General features: G+C 64.8%; 17 protein-coding genes. 10 read left to right on the forward strand and 7 right to left on the reverse strand.

All coding sequences use genetic code 11. The annotated features are described in order from the left end of the window. Positions 1–9: 9 nt before the first annotated feature. From BG83_RS0120070 to BG83_RS0120085, 4 genes are read right to left on the reverse strand one after another with little or no spacing between them, the layout of a single operon-like run. Positions 10–714, reverse strand: a complete 705-nt coding sequence (locus BG83_RS0120070) for a Crp/Fnr family transcriptional regulator (protein ID WP_024978391.1) — start codon at positions 712–714, stop codon at positions 10–12. Then, the gene (locus tag BG83_RS0120075; RefSeq protein ID WP_024978392.1) at positions 707–1342 is read right to left on the reverse strand and encodes a 2-hydroxychromene-2-carboxylate isomerase; all 636 of its coding nucleotides are present in this window, start codon (positions 1340–1342) and stop codon (positions 707–709) included. Before BG83_RS0120075 ends, BG83_RS0120070 begins: the two co-directional genes overlap by 8 nt. A 16-nt stretch (positions 1343–1358) precedes the next feature. After that, complete coding sequence (locus tag BG83_RS0120080; protein ID WP_024978393.1) at positions 1359–2033, reverse strand: 3-oxoacid CoA-transferase subunit B; 675 nt, start codon at positions 2031–2033, stop codon at positions 1359–1361. A gap of 29 nt (positions 2034–2062) precedes the next feature. Then, on the reverse strand, positions 2063–2827 hold the full coding sequence (locus tag BG83_RS0120085; protein WP_024978394.1) for a CoA transferase subunit A: 765 nt from the start codon (positions 2825–2827) through the stop codon (positions 2063–2065). Between the two features lie 242 nt (positions 2828–3069). Between BG83_RS0120085 and BG83_RS0120090 the strand changes: the two genes are divergently transcribed. Both BG83_RS0120090 and BG83_RS0120095 read left to right on the forward strand, forming a co-directional pair. Further along, positions 3070–4287 (forward strand): cation:proton antiporter, encoded by a 1218-nt coding sequence (locus BG83_RS0120090; RefSeq protein ID WP_024978395.1) that lies wholly within the window; start codon positions 3070–3072, stop codon positions 4285–4287. 43 nt (positions 4288–4330) lie between these two features. Beyond that, positions 4331–4885: an NADPH-dependent FMN reductase gene (locus BG83_RS0120095; protein ID WP_024978396.1), complete on the forward strand. Its 555-nt coding sequence runs from the start codon at positions 4331–4333 to the stop codon at positions 4883–4885. 412 nt (positions 4886–5297) lie between these two features. On the opposite strand, the gene BG83_RS0120105 is transcribed toward BG83_RS0120095, so the two are convergent. After that, positions 5298–5981 carry a hypothetical protein gene (locus BG83_RS0120105; RefSeq protein ID WP_024978397.1) on the reverse strand — a complete coding sequence of 228 codons (684 nt, stop codon included), beginning with the start codon at positions 5979–5981 and terminating at the stop codon, positions 5298–5300. A 288-nt stretch (positions 5982–6269) separates the two neighbouring features. Between BG83_RS0120105 and BG83_RS0120110 the strand changes: the two genes are divergently transcribed. Beyond that, the gene (locus BG83_RS0120110; protein ID WP_024978398.1) at positions 6270–6977 is read left to right on the forward strand and encodes a GNAT family N-acetyltransferase; all 708 of its coding nucleotides are present in this window, start codon (positions 6270–6272) and stop codon (positions 6975–6977) included. 9 nt (positions 6978–6986) lie between these two features. On the opposite strand, the gene BG83_RS0120115 is transcribed toward BG83_RS0120110, so the two are convergent. Next, complete coding sequence (locus tag BG83_RS0120115) at positions 6987–8600, reverse strand: membrane protein (RefSeq protein WP_024978399.1); 1614 nt, start codon at positions 8598–8600, stop codon at positions 6987–6989. A 153-nt stretch (positions 8601–8753) separates the two neighbouring features. Next, the gene (locus tag BG83_RS0120120) at positions 8754–9266 is read right to left on the reverse strand and encodes a FlxA-like family protein (RefSeq protein WP_024978400.1); all 513 of its coding nucleotides are present in this window, start codon (positions 9264–9266) and stop codon (positions 8754–8756) included. Positions 9267–9525: 259 nt separating this feature from the next. On the opposite strand from BG83_RS0120120, the gene BG83_RS0120125 reads away from it, so the two are divergent. From BG83_RS0120125 to BG83_RS0120155, 7 genes are all read left to right on the forward strand, one after another. Continuing rightward, complete coding sequence (locus BG83_RS0120125; protein WP_024978401.1) at positions 9526–10347, forward strand: ABC transporter ATP-binding protein; 822 nt, start codon at positions 9526–9528, stop codon at positions 10345–10347. Further along, positions 10331–11161 carry an ABC transporter permease gene (locus BG83_RS0120130; RefSeq protein ID WP_024978402.1) on the forward strand — a complete coding sequence of 277 codons (831 nt, stop codon included), beginning with the start codon at positions 10331–10333 and terminating at the stop codon, positions 11159–11161. The genes BG83_RS0120125 and BG83_RS0120130 overlap by 17 nt, the downstream gene beginning before the upstream one ends. A 35-nt stretch (positions 11162–11196) precedes the next feature. Beyond that, positions 11197–12201, forward strand: coding sequence for an ABC transporter substrate-binding protein (locus BG83_RS0120135; protein WP_024978403.1), 1005 nt, complete (start codon positions 11197–11199; stop codon positions 12199–12201). A 20-nt stretch (positions 12202–12221) separates the two neighbouring features. Continuing rightward, positions 12222–13013, forward strand: a complete 792-nt coding sequence (locus tag BG83_RS0120140; RefSeq protein WP_024978404.1) for an IclR family transcriptional regulator — start codon at positions 12222–12224, stop codon at positions 13011–13013. Positions 13014–13084: 71 nt separating this feature from the next. After that, a complete protein-coding gene (locus tag BG83_RS0120145; RefSeq protein ID WP_024978405.1) occupies positions 13085–14272 on the forward strand; it encodes a CaiB/BaiF CoA transferase family protein in 1188 nt (395 codons plus the stop codon). Positions 14273–14274: 2 nt separating this feature from the next. Beyond that, the gene (locus BG83_RS0120150) at positions 14275–15141 is read left to right on the forward strand and encodes a citryl-CoA lyase (RefSeq protein WP_024978406.1); all 867 of its coding nucleotides are present in this window, start codon (positions 14275–14277) and stop codon (positions 15139–15141) included. Next, a complete protein-coding gene (locus BG83_RS0120155) occupies positions 15138–16034 on the forward strand; it encodes an SMP-30/gluconolactonase/LRE family protein (protein WP_024978407.1) in 897 nt (298 codons plus the stop codon). The genes BG83_RS0120150 and BG83_RS0120155 overlap by 4 nt, the downstream gene beginning before the upstream one ends. Positions 16035–16470 lie beyond the last annotated feature (436 nt).

Raw genomic sequence — 16470 nt, forward strand, 5'->3', positions numbered from 1 at the left:
ACGGCGTCTTCAAGTGCCGTAGCCGCGCAGCCGTTCGAGGTCGACGACCGTCACACCGCCATATTCCAACCGCACCACGCCGTCTTTCTCCAGGGCCTTGAGCGATTGGTTGGCCACCTGCCGTGTCATGCCCGAGAGCAAGCCAAGTTCTTCCTGCGTGATCTCAAGGTGGTCGCCCGCGCCAGGGTAGAGCACCGGGTTGAACAGCGACGCAATGCAACGCGCCAGGCGCGGCGTGACATCCAGCAGCCGGTCATATTCGAGCAGCGCCATGAAATGCCCGAGCCGCTCGTTGAGCTGCTTCACCAGGAAGCGGTTGAACGCCACGCTGTTTTCCACGAGCCACATGAAGGTGGCGCGGTCCATGAAGGCCATGCGCGTGTCGCGCAGCGCAACGATGTCGTAGCGGCGCGGCTCGTTCTTGAGCACCGTGCCCTCGCCAAACCAGCCGCCGGCAGGCACGCCCGTAAACGTGACGCTGCGCCCCTCGGGCGACACCGTGCCGATCTTGATGAGGCCCGTAACCACGCCTGTCCAGCTTTCCAGCAATGTGTTTTTCGGGCAGATGCAGGCGCCGCGCGCATAGGTTTTCTCAACGATGCCGGCGCAGGCACGGTCTGCTTCTTCCGGGGGCAGCTCAATCGACCACGCCGCAATATGGGCCAGCCGTGCGCGGCTGATGCCGGGGCGCGAGTTTGGGTCGTGTTCAGCCACGTTGAATGCCCACCGGCAACGTACTCACACGCCGCACTTCGGGCGTGGAGAGCCAGTCGGAATGCAAGCTTTGCAGAAACATATCGGTGGCGTCTTCGCCCCAGAACAGCTCGCCGTTGTGCACGAGCGTCGGCACCCCAAACACGCCGAGCGCGATGGCCGCATCGGTGTGGATGCGCAGCGCGTCTTTCACGGCGGATTGTTCGACAGCGGTTGCGCCTTGCGCAAAGCCCACCGCTTCGCACAGCGCGGCAAAACCTTCCGGCGAGGCCACATCGTTGCCGTCGCGCCAGATATGCCGGAACACCGCACGCACGGCATCGAGCGAGCCGCCCATCGCGATCGTCAGCCGCAGCGCCTTGATCGGGTTGAACGGGTGGGCGGGCGGCATGCGAAACGGAATGCCGAGCTGCTGCGCACGAAACAGCGCATGCCGGTACGTGAACACGCGCTTGGTGCTGATCTCGGCCGGGCCCTTCTGCCCCCAGTGGTGCAGGATCGCGCCCAGCACGAGCGGACGGGGGCGGATGACGATGTCGTTGGCTTCCTGCAGCGCATCGAACTGCTCAAGCTGCAGGTAGGCAAACGGCGAGATGACATCGAAGAACCAATCGACAGCGGTGGGCATGAGCGTTCCTTGGTGTTCAAGCGGCACGCATCTGCAGCAGCGGGGCCAGCGTAAAGGGCGCTGCCGTCATGGCGCGAATGTCGTCGAGTGTCGCATGCGAGAGGATTTCACGCAGCACAAGCCCCGCATCGGTCACGTCAAACACGGCGTGTTCGGTGACGATGACCTTCACGCAACCTTGGCCCGTGAGCGGCAGCGTGCAGCGCGGCAGGATCTTGGAGTTGCCGTGCTTGTCGGTGTGCGCCAGCGCGGCAATCACCTTGCGTGTGCCATAGCAGAGGTCCATTGCCCCGCCAATGCCAGGCCACCATTTGCCGTTGCGATCGCACGCCCAGTTGGCGAGGTTGCCCTGCGCGTCCACCTGCAACGCGCCGAGGATGGTCACGTCGATGTAGCCGTTGCGCATTGCGCCCAGCGACGTGGCGAGGTCCATGAGCGCCGCGCCGGGCAGCAGGGTGATGGGCTCGCACCCGGCGTTGGTGAAGTCGCTGTCGATGGCGTCCAGCGCGGGGCGTCCGCCAAAGCCGAAGGCCCCGTTTTCGGTATGGAAGATGACGCCCGCATCGGCCTCCAGGTAGTTGGCCGTGAGCGTGGGGATACCCAGGCCAAGGTTGACGACTTCGCCCGCGCGTAGTTCTTGCGCGCAGCGGGCGGCGATGCGTTGCTTGGGCGTTTCGGGCAGAGATTGCATGGCGGTCTCCTGGTTGTGTCGATCGACGATCAGGCTTCGGCGGCAGCGGGCAGGCGGCCGAGCTTGGTCCAGTGGTGTTTGTAGAGCGCGTGCTGCTCGTCCAATGACAGCCCTTGCACCACCGCGTTGATGAACACGCCCGGGCAGCCGACGCGCTCGGGCGGGATCGTGCCCACCTCCACGATTTCATTCACCTCGACGATGGTGTAGTCGCCCGCCATGGCGATATCGCGCTGGTTCTGCAGCGCCGTGCCGCGAAACTCCACGTTGCCGAACGTATCGGCGCGCCAGCCTTTGATGATCGACACGTCGGCGCGCAGGGGCGGCTCGACGAAGCAGGTCATGCCGTCGACGGTGAGCGTCGGCTTGGGCGCACCGCGCTTGGGAAACATCCCGGGCTGGTCGAGGATGCCCACGCCCACCGGCACGAGTGCGCCGCCCAGGCCCAGCGCACCCGCGCGCACTTTCTCGGCCCAGGTGCCCATCGGAAAGAACTCGGCTACGCGCACAGAGTCGGTCAGGTAAGCCTGCGTCGATTCATCCGTCGTGCCCACGTGCGTGCCGATGAACTCGGCCAGTTGGCCAGAGGTGAACAGCCTCGCTTTAAGAAAACCACCGCGCAGCCCCGGCGTGTTGGTGATGAGCGTGAGTTGCCCGATGCCGCTGGCGAGCAGCGCCTCGATGCAGCAGGCCGGCTCACCGGCGCCCACGAATTCGCCCAGCATCAGGCGGCAGCCGCTGCGGACGTGGGCGATGGCTTCGTCCACGGAAAGGACTTTGTTGGCGTAGCGCATGTGTCGTCTCCTTGGGGCCGCCCTGAGCGAGCGGTCTGCGGCGCAGTGTAGGAGCGGTGTTTTCGGCACGATGTCTTCTGCATGACATTTGCTTCGTAAGGTTTCGCAAAGGGCAATCCTTATAGTTGTGACGCAGGCTGAACAAATCCGCGCCGTGGTTGTCGCACAAGGGCCGGCCGGCCCTTTCCCGGCGTTTCCGCCCCTCTCGTCTTTGAACCCGCCCCATTCCAATCCAGGACCGCATGCACGTAGACACCCCGCTCATCTCCACCATCATCGGCGGCATTGTGCTGGCCTTCATCTTCGGCACCATTGCGCAGCGCCTGCGGCTGCCGCCGCTGGTCGGCTATCTGGTGGCGGGCGTGGTGGCCGGGCCGTTCACGCCCGGTTTCGTGGCTGATCAAAGCCTCGCACCGCAACTGGCCGAGCTGGGCGTGATCCTCCTGATGTTTGGCGTGGGGCTGCACTTCTCGATGAAGGAGTTGCTGGCGGTCAAGGCCATCGCCATTCCGGGTGCCATCGGGCAGATTGCGCTGGCCACGCTCATGGGCATGGGCCTGGCCCGGCTGCTCGGGTGGGATTGGGGCCCGGGGCTGGTGTTCGGACTGGCGCTGTCGGTGGCGAGCACGGTGGTGCTGCTCAAGGCGCTCGAAGATCGCGGCATCGACAACTCGCACGAAGGCCATATCGCCGTCGGCTGGCTGATCGTGGAAGACCTCGTGATGGTGGTAACGCTCGTGCTGCTGCCAGCCTTGGCCGGAGCGCTGGGCGGCGCGGGCAGCACGGCGGTCAGTACGTGGGACATCGTCAAGGTGCTGGCCGTCACGCTCTCGAAGGTGGTGGCGTTTGCCGCGCTGATGCTGGTGGTGGGCCGCCGCGTGATCCCGTGGATGCTGGAACGCATTGTCATGACGGGCAGCCGCGAGCTGTTCCGCCTGGGCGTACTGGCGACGGCGCTGGGCGTTGCTTATGGCGCGACGGTGCTGTTTGGCGTGTCGTTCGCGCTCGGCGCGTTCTTTGCGGGCATGGTGCTGGCCGAGTCCGAATTCAGCCAACGCGCGGCGGAAGAATCGCTGCCCTTGCGCGACGCATTTGCGGTGCTGTTCTTTGTGTCGGTGGGCATGTTGTTCGACCCAAGCGTGCTGATTGAAGACCCCTGGGCGGTGCTCGGCACGGTGCTGATCGTGGTGGTAGGCAAGTCATTGGCAGCGTTTGCGGTGGTGCGCGCGTTTGGTCACGGCAACCGCACGGCGCTCACGATTTCTGCCAGCCTCGCACAGATCGGCGAGTTTTCGTTCATCCTGATCGGGCTGGGGATCAGCCTGGAAATCCTGCCCGACCGCGCGCGTGGGCTGCTGTTGTCGGCAGCAATCCTGTCGATTCTGCTGAACCCGCTGATGTTTGCCCTCATCAACCGCCTCAAGCGCGAGGTGGCCCCAGAGCCGGCAACGGCCGATTAAGTATCAAGGCCGTTTTGAACTGTTTTGCACGCAAGGAGCGTTCATGAGCAATCTGACTATCGGAGTGATCGTCGGCAGCCTGCGCAAGGCGTCGTTCAACCGCCAGTTGGCGCAGGCGCTGGTGGGCTTACTGCCGTCTGGCGCGACGGCGCAGTTCATTGAGATTGGCGAGCTTCCGCTCTACAACCAGGATCTGGATGCCGATTTGCCCGAGCCAGTGCAGCGCTTCAAGGCAGCAGTGGCGGGCGTTGATGCCATTCTGTTCGTCACACCGGAATACAACCGCGGCATACCGGGCGTGCTGAAGAATGCGATCGACTGGGGTTCGCGGCCATACGGCCAGAGCGTGTGGGGCAGCAAACCGGCAGGCATTGCGGGCGCTTCGCCGGGCGCCGTCGGGACGGCGCTGTCGCAGGCGCAATTGCGCAACGTGCTCGCGGCGGTCGGGGTGAAGGTCTTACCCTTGCCGGAGGTGTTCTTCCACTTTGCGGGGGAGCCCTTTGATGCCCAGGGCGGGGTGACAGATGCGCGTACGCGCCAGTTCTTGCAGGGGTTTGTCGACCGATTCGTTCAGTGGGCAGGCCAAAAGCCAGCCTGACGAATCGATCAACGGGGGTGTTCAGGGCCGGGCGGGGAAGGGGTTCCCGCTCGGCCGTTTTGCCTTTTAGGGCATTTGAGGGCGTTAAGCCAGGAAGGCGGCGGCGCTGATGAGCCAGCCTGCTGCAACGCAGCTCGCAATCCAGGCGGCCATGACGGCGCCAATATCCAACCATTTCATCATTGTTCTCCTTACAACACTTGCATTGCTTGTTCAGGCAATCGATGTCTGAACAACTGTCACGAAGTGTAGGTGTTGCGATGCGGAAGAACAATACAGCGGCGGGTGAACAGACTGTTCCAAGAGTAACAACAGATTTCAGCGCTTGCGTGGCCCGGCCAGCGCTTGAGGGGCGGGGCCACCGCGCGGGCTACGCTTGTTGTTGCGCCGCAACAAAGCGGCAGTCGGACGGCTACTTCGTGCGGAAGGTCGCGGCCACCAAATCGGCAAAACGTGCCTCTTCGGCAAACTCGGCGGGGTTGCCGTGCCCGGCGGTGCCGAATACGCGGAGCAAGTAGACCGCGCCGTTGCCGAAGAACGCATACCCGCGCACCACGACCGTCCGTGCCGTGGAGGTGCTCCATTCGCCCTCCCAGTAGATCAACCGGTGCCCCGCAAGCACCTGCTGCGTCGGGGCCTTGCCACGGACGAGGCGGGCAGCCCAGGCCGGGCGATCGCCATGCACGCGCGATTCCATGTGGCTGAGCAGAATCGCCAGATCGCGCGAGCGCAGGGTTTCCAGGTAATCGGGTGTGCCTTTGTCGAAATCGGATTTACGCACCGTTACCAGCGCGAAGCTCTCCGGCGCTACGGTCTGCTGCGCAAACACCAGCCGCGATGGGCCAAAGGGCGAGTTGATGGTCGCCGCAACGGAAGGAATGGGCGTTTCTGTGTTCAGCCGCAATGGACCCCACGTGCGCGGAAGGGCAAGGCTCGCGCCGGCGTCAATGCGCTGCGTGATGGGGTAGGCGAACCTCGGCGCCGCCCGGGCCGGGCTCCAGGGCGCCATGCCGACAAAGGCGATCCATGCGGCCGCGCATGCGTATTGGACGCAGCGGCCCCAGCGGCAATACCACTCTGTAATGAACGGCGCCACTCGCGGGCTCCTGGCAGAAAAGATGGCGGACGATTCCGAGGGCGCGTGCATACCCCTGCACAGCAATGCCTATGCCCGCGCCTATTCGTGGCGCCGTCTCCCCCCGCTGCCAACATATCGATTTGCACGCACCTGCGCTATCGGCGTGTGGCGGGGCATCGAACGGTTTAATCCGGGCGTAGGGTGTTGATGTGGCTCTATCCACGTGTGCTTCCATGGCTCTTTTCATGGAGCCAGGACGTTCGGTAGGGTGAAGGCTCCTTGTTGTTCTCGATCCAGGTTTCCCGCATGCCCACGCTCAACGCTTATCAGCAACCCATTGGTGCGCCGCTGTCCGGCTGGACGGCCCGGCCGCTGCCGCCGCACGCGCCGCTCGCCGGGCGCTACTGCCGGCTGGAGCCGCTGGACGCTGCCCGCCACGCCGACGCGCTGTTCGATGCGTTCAGCCAGGCGCAGGACGACCGCGTCTGGACGTACATGGTGGAAGGCCCGTTCGCCGATATGGCGGCACACCGCGCCTATATCGAGCGCATTGCGGCGAAGCGCGATCCGCTGCAATACGCGGTGATCGACGCGCGCACCGATCGCCCGGTCGGCACGTTGGCGCTGATGCGCATCACGCCTGATCACGGCGTGGTGGAAGTGGGGGCGGTGACGTTCTCGCCGTTGCTGCAACGCACGCCGGCATCGACCGAAGCGCAGTTCCTGCTGATGAAGCACGTCTTTGAAGATCTCGGCTATCGGCGCTACGAATGGAAGTGCGACAGCCTGAACGCACCATCGCGGCAGACTGCGCAACGGCTGGGCTTCCAGTTCGAAGGCATCTTCCGCCAGGCGGTGGTCTACAAGGGCCGCAGCCGTGATACCGCGTGGTTCTCCATCATCGATGCGGACTGGCCGCAGGTGCGAGCCGCATTCGAGCAATGGCTGTCACCGGACAACTTTGACGAAGAGGGGCGCCAGCGGGCGTCGCTGGCCGCGTTGCGTTCGGCCTGAAGGGTCTTGCTACGAATCGGGCGCTGACGTATCGGCAAACATGCCGCGCAGCGCCAGCGCACGTTCGGTTTCCGGCAGGGCCAGGATGGAGCGCGAAAAACCGATCAGCGCCTCGCAGCGTTCGGCCGGTGGTGCGGAGTGGCGCAGCGCGGGCACGGTCAGCACGCGTTGTTCATTGAGGGGAAGCGCGGCCACGGCCAGTTGCAGCACCGGCAGGGTTTGTGCGCGCGTGACAACCGGCGCGTGGTCGGGGTCGGCGGCCTGCATCAGGTCGGAGAACAAGGCCTGCTCGCGGGTGACCAGCGCGCGCGGCAATCGTGCAGCAGCGGCGCTTGCCCCGGACGTGCCGTCCAGATAAGCCACGCAGGCTTCCGGGCTCACGCGCTGCAGGGCCTGGGCCTGTTCAAGTGTGAGTTGCGCGTTGGCAAAGAGCAGCGCGTTGGGTGCAGTCGGGATCAGCGCGCGGTACAGCTTGCCCGTCTGCTCGCGCAGCAGTGTTACCGCCCGCGCATCGGTAACGTTGCGCTGCAGTTCTGGCCACAGCTTGTCGATCAAGCGGCTGAAGTGCGCGGGGTACTTGCGCTCCAGGGTTGCATACAGCGGGGCGCTGCGCAGTTCTGCCGCCAGGGCTTCGCGGGTATTCAGCTGCGTGGCCATGGTTGCATATTCGCCACCGGGCGATGCGCGCGTGACGACGTGGTCGGCCAGCAGCTCCTGCGCGGTGGGAAACCACATCTGGTCGAACGGTGTGTCCTGCACGCGGCGCACGAAAGCATCGGGCAGGCCCGCGTCTGCATATGCACGCCAGAGTTCGCTGTCGGTGGCGCCTGGGGTCTGGTCGTGATCGGCGCCAACCGCACGCGGGCGGTGGAAGCCGATGCGTGCGCCCGGTGCGGCGGCGCGGTCAACGCCTGCCAGGAAGGCGATCGTGCACGCCGAGGCGCAGGTGCGTTCAACATACGTGCGCAGATGGTGGCGGCGGATGACGTCTGCCACCAACGTCCCTTCGCGCAGCCAGCCGCCTTCGGAGCGCAGCACGACGGCCACGGCGTTTGGCGCCTTGCGCAGCGCGGCCTCCAGTGCATCGGCGGCGCCATCGTTGATGCCGCCATTGAAGAGGATGGCGCGCCCATCGCGTTGCGGCATCACCGTAAACGGTGACGCCGCTTGCTCACCCAGCGCGGTGCGCAGATGCGCGCCCAGACGCGGCCCATCGTTGATGAGGCGCGAGCTGGTGCCCACAGCGCCCAGCACGATCATCACCTTGGCGATCAGCGGCCACAGGTTTGACATGCCGGCAAGCCGGTTGCGCGCTTGCTCGCGATCGGCGGAGCGCCAGGTGCCCACCACCGCCCAGATCCACAGGGCCAAACCCATCACGTAAATCACGAGCAGCGCCGACGAGGCTGCGCGCGCCGGTGCGTTATGCGCCAGCGCATGCGTAACACCCGCGCTGAGCGCCACCACGCCAAATTGCATCAGCGCGGTATGCAACCAATACGAGCGGGCGAGGCTGTAATCACCGCGCCAGTGGCGTGCAAAGAAATTGCGCGAGGGCGTGCGTTCCGGATGCGGATCGGCGGGGGCGGTCGGGGGCAGGGCGTCGCTGGCGGCGGAGGTCATGCGTGTTCTCGATGCCGCACACAGGATGGCGGCGCGGCGATTGTCGCTGTCGGCACCGCGGGCTGGCGTCCCCCCGATGGGAGGGGGTAGGAAAGGAGGTGGTCAGGCATCGGCAACGGGCGCCATCAAGGACAGGCCGCCGCGTTGCCGCCGTCAGGCCCTGACGGAAACCAGCGGCGGCTTGGCCGGCGTGATGGCCTCTGCGCTGGCGGGGTGGGCTGACTGCGCGGACTGTGCCTGTGTTGCTTCGCGGGTGTGCAGGCGGGTATCGCTCGCCGTGGACGAGCCGGTCACCTTGTCCGTCGTGCGGGCCTTGGCCGCTGCGTCGGTATTGCCTGTGCCGGAAGCGCTTTTAGATGCGTTGTGTCGGTTTTCCAACCGGGTTTGCGCTTGCTCCAGACCGTTCTGCGCCTGAAGGCGGGCGATCTGCGCTTGCACGATCTGAATCTGCTGACTGAGCAACTGTGCCTGCTCGCGGGCCTGATCCGGCGGCAGATTCTGCGCGGGCAGATCCTGCATCGACTTCTGCAGGTTCTTGAGCTGGCGCTGCAGGCGCTCAATGTCGCCGGCCGAACTGCTCCCGCTGCCCGATGCGCCGGCGGTCGCAGTAGATACGGAAGGGGAAGAAAGTTGCATGGCCATCTCGCTGATCAGTACGCCCTTCATCGGAAGGTGGGCGGAAAACTTTAGCGTTCACGCGAACAATTCTCGCAAATTTACAGCACGCGGTGTTCTGTCTGTAAGAATTAAGTTTCTTCAGAAAGAACAAACTATGGTGTTGCCCTAGGAAGGAGTTGCGAAAACCGCTGATGCCTGTGCTGTTTTCGGGTTTACGCGCGTTAACCTCGCTAGATATGACATATAAAATAGAACTATATTCCATCAAACAGAACGCATCGAATCAGGCGCGTTCACGGAGACGCCCATGCTTTCTTCCCCCCAGGCCGCCAGCGGCCGACTCCGCGCCGGGTTGCCGGCGGTTCAGCTCAATCAGGTTTCGGTGCGGTTCGGCAGCTTCACGGCGGTGCAGGGCGTTGACCTGTCGATTGGTGAAGGCGAATTCGTGGCGGTGGTGGGGCCGACTGGCTGCGGCAAGAGCACGTTGCTCAATGCCGTGACCGGGCTGCTCAAGCCGGCCGGCGGCAGCGTCACTGTGTTTGGTGAGCCGCTGACCGGGCTCAATGGCAATGCCGGTTTCATGATGCAGCAGGACTCGCTGCTGCCCTGGAAGACGGCGCTGGACAACGTCGCGCTGGGCCTTGTGTTCCAGGGCATGCCGGTGGATGAGGCCCGCGAGCGCGCCCGTCCGTGGATGAAGAAGGTCGGGCTGGCCGGCTTCGAGGCGCGCTATCCGCATCAGCTCTCGGGCGGGCAGAAGAAGCGCATCAGCATGGCGCAGACGCTGATCCTCTCGCCCAGGATCGTGCTGATGGACGAGCCGTTCTCGGCGCTGGACGTGCACACGCGCCACCTCATGCAGAGCGAGTTGCTGCGCCTCTGGCAGGAAGACCGCAAATCGCTGCTGTTCATCACGCACGACCTGGAAGAAGCCATTGCTCTGGCCGACCGCGTGGTCGTCATGTCCGCCGGGCCGGCCAGCCGCCCGGTTGGGGATGTGGAAATCACGCTGCCGCGCCCGCGCAACGTGTCTGAAATCAACATGTCCGACGCGTTCATCCGCCTGTATCGCGAGATCTGGTCGATCCTCGGCACCGAAGTGGAGAAGAGCCATGCCGTCCAGCACTAATACGATGCCTGCCGTGGGTACGCAGCGCGCCGGTCTCGCGCACAAGACCAAGATCCGCCTGTTTCAGTTGGCCGTGGTGGTGTTGATGTTCGGCGCGTGGGAGGGCCTTGGCCGCGCGGGCGTGGTGGACCCGTTCTATTTCTCGATGCCGTCGTCCATCGTCGCGCGCATCTGGGAGTGGTTCACGGGTGGCGATATCTACACGCACCTGGCCATTACTCTGGCCGAGACGATCCTCTCGTTCGGCATCGGCACGCTGCTTGGCATCAGCCTGGGGTTGTGGCTCGGCTTGTCCAGGCTCGCGGCCGAGGTGCTCGACCCGTTCATCAAGGTCTTCAACGCGATTCCACGCATCCTGCTCGCGCCCATCTTCGTGATGTGGTTCGGGCTGGGGCTGACCTCCAAGGTGGCGCTGGGTGCAACGATGGTGCTGTTCATCACCTTCTTCAATACGTACCAGGGCGTGCGCGAGGTCAACCCCGTCATCCTGGCCAACGCGCGCCTGCTCAAGGCCAGCCGCATCAGCCTGCTGCGCCACGTGTATGTGCCGTCCGCCACGAGTTGGATTCTCTCCAGCCTGCGCGCCTCCGTCGGCATGGCGGTCATGGGCGCGATCGTGGCCGAGTACCTCGGTTCGTCCGCTGGCCTGGGCCACCTGATTGCACAGGCCGAGGGCGTGTTCGATGCCACCGGTGTGTTTTCGGGGATCGTCGTGCTGTCGGCGTTTGTGATTGCGCTGGACCGCAGCGTCGATGCGCTCGAAGGCAAGTTGCTGGTGTGGCGTCCGAAGGCCGATCCGGAAACGGGCGCCTGATCCGCATTTCCGCAAAGAACATCACGGAGACAACCATGAAACGATGGATTTCGGCCCTGTTGTGTGCGGCCGTCTGTACGGTAGCCAATGCCGCCGAGCCGGAAAAGAAGGACGTGAGCCTGTCGGTCGGCTCGATGATCCTGAACTACATGCCGGTGCCGCTCACGCAGTCGCTGGGCAACTTCCAGAAGGAAGGGCTCAACGTCAAGGTAGAGAACTTCCAGGCCGGCGGCAGCAAGGCGCTGCAGGCCCTGATTGCCGGTTCGACCGATGCGGTGGTGGGCTTCTATGACCACACCATCCACATCCAGGCGCAGGGCAAGGACATCGTGTCGGTGGCGCTGCTCAACACCACGCCCGGCATTGTGCTGGCGGTGCGGCCCGACCTCGATATCAAGAGCGGCAAGGATCTGAAGGGCAAGAAGATCGGCATTACCGCACCCGGTTCGTCCACTGACCTGTTTGCGCGTTACTACGCCATCAAGAACGGTCTGCAGGTCAACGACGTGTCGTACATCGCCGTGGGGTCGGGCGCGCCGGGCATGGTGGCGCTCGATCGTAAGGAGATCGACGCGCTCGTCAATTTCGACCCCGTGGCGAGCCTGCTGGAGAAGCGCCGCGCCGCCAAGTTCCTGGTGGATACGCGCACCGATGCCGGCTCAAACGCCGTGTTCGGCGGCCGCTACCCGACGGCCACGCTGTACGTCACGCGCGACTTCATGACGAAGAACCCGGAGACGGTGCAGCGCCTGGTGAACGCCTTCATCCGCACGCTCAAGTGGATCGACGCCAGCACGCCCGAGGCCATTGCCGACAAGATGCCCAAGGAGCAGCAGGTGGGCGGGCGCGACGTGTTTGTCGATGCGCTGCGTCACTCCAAGCCGATCTTCTCGAAGGACGGCCTGATGACCGATGCCGATGCCAAGGTGGCCCTGACGGTGCTCTCCAGCTACGACGAAAAGATCCGCAACGCCAAGATCGACGTGAGTAAAACGTACACTAACCGCTTCGTCGACCAAGCCTTGAAGATGGTCAAGTGAACCGTCTCGCCCAACCCGCCATGACCGCAGAGCGCCAAACCACCCAGAACGAGACCACCGCCGCCAATGAGGGCGATGCCGCCACGCCGGGGCAGTCGGGGGTGGCCGCGCTGGACCGCGCGTTCTCGATCCTGTTTGCGTTCCGCCCCGGCGACTACGCGCTGACGCTGGCCGAGCTGGCCGCCCGCACCGGGCTCTACAAGAGCACGATCCTGCGGCTGGCAGGCTCGCTCATCCAGCATCGCATGCTGTTTCGCCTGGAAGATGGCCGCTACCAGATCGGTGCCGCGCCGTTGATGCTCGGCGCGCTCTACCAGCGCAGCATGCGTCTGGGCGACGTGGTGCTGCCGCACATGCGCGCGCTGGCTGAGGCGACGGGCGAAGCGGTGTCGCTCTACATCCGGGAGCGCGATGTGCGTGTGTGCCTGCACCGCGTGGATTCGAACCATTCGATCCGCGATCACGTGCGCGAGGGCGATGTGCTGCCGCTGGAGCGCGGTTCGGGCGGGCGCGTGCTGTGTGCGTTCTCGGGCATGCAAGGCGCCACGTACGACGCGATCCGGCGCGATCACTATTACGTGTCGATTGGCGAACGCGATCGGGAAACGGTGGGCCTCTCGGTGCCGGTGTTTGGTGCGCAGCAGGCGCTGCGGGGTGCGCTGTGCCTTGCCGGCCCAGCTTCGCGGATCGATGGCGCGCTGCTGCAATCGTGGCGCGTGCCGGTGCTGGAGCACGCCGCGCAAATCACTTCCACGCTGGGTGGCGACCCCGCGCCGCTGCGTCTCGCCGCTCAGCTAATCCAGAAAACCTAGGCTCCGCCAAGACGCCCAACTTCCTGAACGGGGCGAGGGGCGGAGCCGATTGTGTAGCAGGAGTTGTTTTCATGGCTTTGCCTCTCGCGGGTTTGCGCGTGCTCGACTTGTCGAACGTGCTGGCCGGGCCGTTCTGCGGCTATCAGCTGGGTTTGCTCGGCGCTGAAGTCATCAAGGTGGAGGTGCCCGGCAATGGCGATCTCGCGCGCCGTCTAGGCGCTGATCCGGAGCAGGCGCGCCGCAAGATGGGCGCCTCGTTTGTCGCCGTCAATGCGGGCAAGCAGTCCGTCACCGTCAACCTGAAGCACCCGGAAGGGCGGGCGATCCTGCTCAAGCTGGCAGCGCAGGCCGATGCCCTGATCGAAAACTACCGCCCTGGCGTGATGGATCGCCTGGAGCTCGGCTACGACGTGCTGCGCGAGGTCAACCCGCGCTTGGTCTACTGCGCCATCTCCGGCTTCGGCAAGGATGGCCCGCTTAGCGGCCGACCCGCGTACGACCAGATCATCCAGGGGATTTCCGGGGTGATGAGCGTCACGGGCGATGACGAATCCGCGCCGCTGCGCGTGGGGTACCCGATCAGCGATACGGTGGGCGGCATCACGGCGGCGCTGGCCGTGACCGCCTGTCTGCTCGGCGCGCAACGCACGGGGCAGGGCTGCATGGTGGATGTGTCGATGCTGGAATCGACGCTCGCCACCATGGGTTGGGTCGTCTCCAATTACCTGAATGCCGGTGTGACGCCGCACCCGATGGGCAACCAGAACTTCACGGCGGCGCCGTCGGGCACGTTCCGCACGGGCGATGGGCTGATCAATATCGCGGCCAACGAAGACAAGCAGTTTGCCGCGCTGTGTCGCGTGGTTGGTCATCCGGATCTTGCAACCGATGCGCGCTTTGCCGAGCGTCATGCACGCAAGGAACACCGCCAGCAACTCAACGATGCACTGGAAGCTGCGCTGGCCGCGCGCTCGGCTGCCGAATGGGAGCCGCTGCTGATCGAAGCCGGCGTGCCGGCCGGGCTGGTGCTCGACGTGCCTGGCGTGCTCGCGCATGAACAGGTGACGGGCCGCAGCTTCGTCACCTCCTTCCCGGAGGCGGGGCAGCACGTGACGCGCGCGGGTTTTCGCCTGTCTGGTGAAGACCCTTGCCCGAAGACTCCCGCACCGTCGCTCTCCGCCCATACCGACGACTGGCTTGCCAAGCTGGGCTACCGCCACGACCAAATCGAAGCCTTGCGCGCTGAAGGCGCCATCTGATCATGACGACCGCATCTGTCCCCAACGCAATCGATTCTGCCGCCGGCCTCGCTGCCGATTACTGGCGCACCGACATCATCGATATCGAACCGGGCCGCATCCATGTGCGCGGCTACCCGATCCAGGAGCTGATCGGCCAGATTGGTTTTGCCGAAATGATCTGGCTGATGCTGCGCGGTGAGCTGCCAGCCAAGCGTCAGGCTGCTCTGCTGGAAGCGGCGCTGGTGGCGTCCGTCGATCATGGCCCGCATGCGCCATCCATTGCGATTGCCAAGATGGCGACGAGCTGTGGCCTGCCGCTCAACGGTGCGATGGCGTCTGCGTTGAACGCGCTGGACGACGTACACGGCGGGGCGGGGCAGCAGGCGGTCGAGCTGTTTCACGATATCGAGGCGCGCATGTGTGACGGCGCCTCGCTGGAGGCTGCTACGGCGGCGGGTGTGGATGCGTTCATCGCCGCACATGGCAAATACCTGCCGGGCTTCGGGCATCGCTTCCACCCGGTCGACCCCCGCGCGGGGCGCCTGCTCGCGCTGGTGGACGAGGCTGCGCGGAGCGACGTGGTCGGCGGGCGCTATGCCGCCATCGGCCGCGCCATCGAAGCGTTGCTTTCCGGCCGCAAGGGCAAGCCCATCCCGATGAACATCGACGGCGCCACGGCTGTTATCTATGCGGAACTGGGTTTTGCGGCGCCGCTGGCGCGCGGCGTGTTCTGTCTCTCGCGGGCCGTCGGCATCTTGGCGCACGCCTGGGAGCAAAGCGGTCGCGGCGAGCGCAACAAAGGCCCGATGCCGCGCCAACTGCCGTATCGCTATACCGGCAACGTCACGCGGCATCTGGCGCAAGCCGAACCGGGCACCGCGCCATGACGTATTTCAACTGGCCCATCATCGAAACCACCATCTTTGCGGAGATGCCGGCCAGGCTGCGTCGCCCGGTGCCGACCGAATGGTCCCGCGCCAACAAAGGCGGGGCGCCGGTCGACTGCTTTCTGGAAGGGCCGTGCTGGGATGCGCACGGCAATCTGTGGCTGGTGGATATTCCGCATGGCCGCATCCTGCGTGTTTCTGCGCAGGGCGACTGGGATGTGGTGGCGGAATACGACGGCGAACCGAACGGCCTGGCGCTGCGCCACGACGGCACGCTGCTGATTGCGGACTACAAGAACGGGTTGCTGTCGCTGGACTCTGCGACGGGCGCAGTCACGCCGTTCCTGACTCGCCGCAACAGCGAGCGCTTCAAAGGCCCCAATGATCTGATCGTCGCCCGCAACGGCGATGTGTATTTCACCGACCAAGGCCAGACGGGCCTGCATGACCCGACCGGCCGTGTGTATCGGCTGCGCGCGGATGGCCGGCTCGATTGCCTGCTGGCGAATGGCCCGAGCCCGAACGGTTTGGTGCTGACGCCAGACGAATCCGCGCTCTTCGTTGCCATGACGCGCGACAACGCCGTTTGGCGCTTGCCGCTGCTTGCTGACGGCAGCACGAGCAAGGTGGGCCGCTTCGCGCAGTTCTACGGCACCAGCGGGCCCGACGGCATGGCGATGGACGCGGCCGGCCACCTGTTCGTCGCGCATGCCTCGCTGGGCGCGGTGTTTGTCGTTTCGCCGCATGGTGAACCGCTGGCGCGCATCACGTCGTGCAAGGGGCGCACCACCACCAACGTTGCACTCACGCCAGACGGGCGCTCGCTCGTCATCACCGAATCCGCCACTGGCACTGTATTGCGTGCCCCCTGGTCCGCGCCGCACCACGACTGACGACGCACGTGGGCTGTTGGCGCAGCTCACGTTGTCCTACAGCTGTCCTACACGAGGGGCGGCTGGCAGACCTTCAAAATTCCCGCGTTTTTTCCTTCCGCAGACGACCATGCGCCACTTCCTGCCGCGCTGCAAAAAAGGAAGTGCGTGGTCCGTCCTTTCCCACCCAGGCAAGTATGTTTCCTGGCCGAATTTTGTATCGATTAGAGATACGTGTCTGTTTTAGATAAACAAACAAGTAGGAGCTGTCCTACAAAATCGCCTTTCGACTGTAGGAGCGATCCTACAAAGTCGGCCGAAAGTCGGTCGGAACTGTCCTACACGGCGTGTAGGAGCGGGTCAGAAGTGTCCTACAAGCGGTTAACCCGGCATCCGATGCTCACAGTCGCAGAAGTGCGACGCCTTCTTTGTCGATTTCTGACAACTTTAGGCAATT

The organism is Ralstonia pickettii, from assembly GCF_000607165.1.
GTDB classification, from domain to species: Bacteria; Pseudomonadota; Gammaproteobacteria; order Burkholderiales; family Burkholderiaceae; genus Ralstonia; species Ralstonia holmesii.

Excerpts from the sequence above, each read along its gene's own strand:
- BG83_RS0120075 (WP_024978392.1), bottom strand. The coding sequence starts at position 1,342 with ATGCCCACCGCTGTCGATTGGTTCTTCGATGTCATCTCGCCGTTTGCC.
- BG83_RS0120080 (WP_024978393.1), bottom strand. The coding sequence starts at position 2,033 with ATGCAATCTCTGCCCGAAACGCCCAAGCAACGCATCGCCGCCCGCTGC.
- BG83_RS0120085 (WP_024978394.1), bottom strand. The coding sequence starts at position 2,827 with ATGCGCTACGCCAACAAAGTCCTTTCCGTGGACGAAGCCATCGCCCAC.
- BG83_RS0120090 (WP_024978395.1), top strand. The coding sequence starts at position 3,070 with ATGCACGTAGACACCCCGCTCATCTCCACCATCATCGGCGGCATTGTG.
- BG83_RS0120095 (WP_024978396.1), top strand. The coding sequence starts at position 4,331 with ATGAGCAATCTGACTATCGGAGTGATCGTCGGCAGCCTGCGCAAGGCG.
- BG83_RS0120110 (WP_024978398.1), top strand. The coding sequence starts at position 6,270 with ATGCCCACGCTCAACGCTTATCAGCAACCCATTGGTGCGCCGCTGTCC.
- BG83_RS0120115 (WP_024978399.1), bottom strand. The coding sequence starts at position 8,600 with ATGACCTCCGCCGCCAGCGACGCCCTGCCCCCGACCGCCCCCGCCGAT.
- BG83_RS0120120 (WP_024978400.1), bottom strand. The coding sequence starts at position 9,266 with ATGAAGGGCGTACTGATCAGCGAGATGGCCATGCAACTTTCTTCCCCT.
- BG83_RS0120125 (WP_024978401.1), top strand. The coding sequence starts at position 9,526 with ATGCTTTCTTCCCCCCAGGCCGCCAGCGGCCGACTCCGCGCCGGGTTG.
- BG83_RS0120130 (WP_024978402.1), top strand. The coding sequence starts at position 10,331 with ATGCCGTCCAGCACTAATACGATGCCTGCCGTGGGTACGCAGCGCGCC.
- BG83_RS0120135 (WP_024978403.1), top strand. The coding sequence starts at position 11,197 with ATGAAACGATGGATTTCGGCCCTGTTGTGTGCGGCCGTCTGTACGGTA.
- BG83_RS0120140 (WP_024978404.1), top strand. The coding sequence starts at position 12,222 with ATGACCGCAGAGCGCCAAACCACCCAGAACGAGACCACCGCCGCCAAT.
- BG83_RS0120145 (WP_024978405.1), top strand. The coding sequence starts at position 13,085 with ATGGCTTTGCCTCTCGCGGGTTTGCGCGTGCTCGACTTGTCGAACGTG.
- BG83_RS0120150 (WP_024978406.1), top strand. The coding sequence starts at position 14,275 with ATGACGACCGCATCTGTCCCCAACGCAATCGATTCTGCCGCCGGCCTC.
- BG83_RS0120155 (WP_024978407.1), top strand. The coding sequence starts at position 15,138 with ATGACGTATTTCAACTGGCCCATCATCGAAACCACCATCTTTGCGGAG.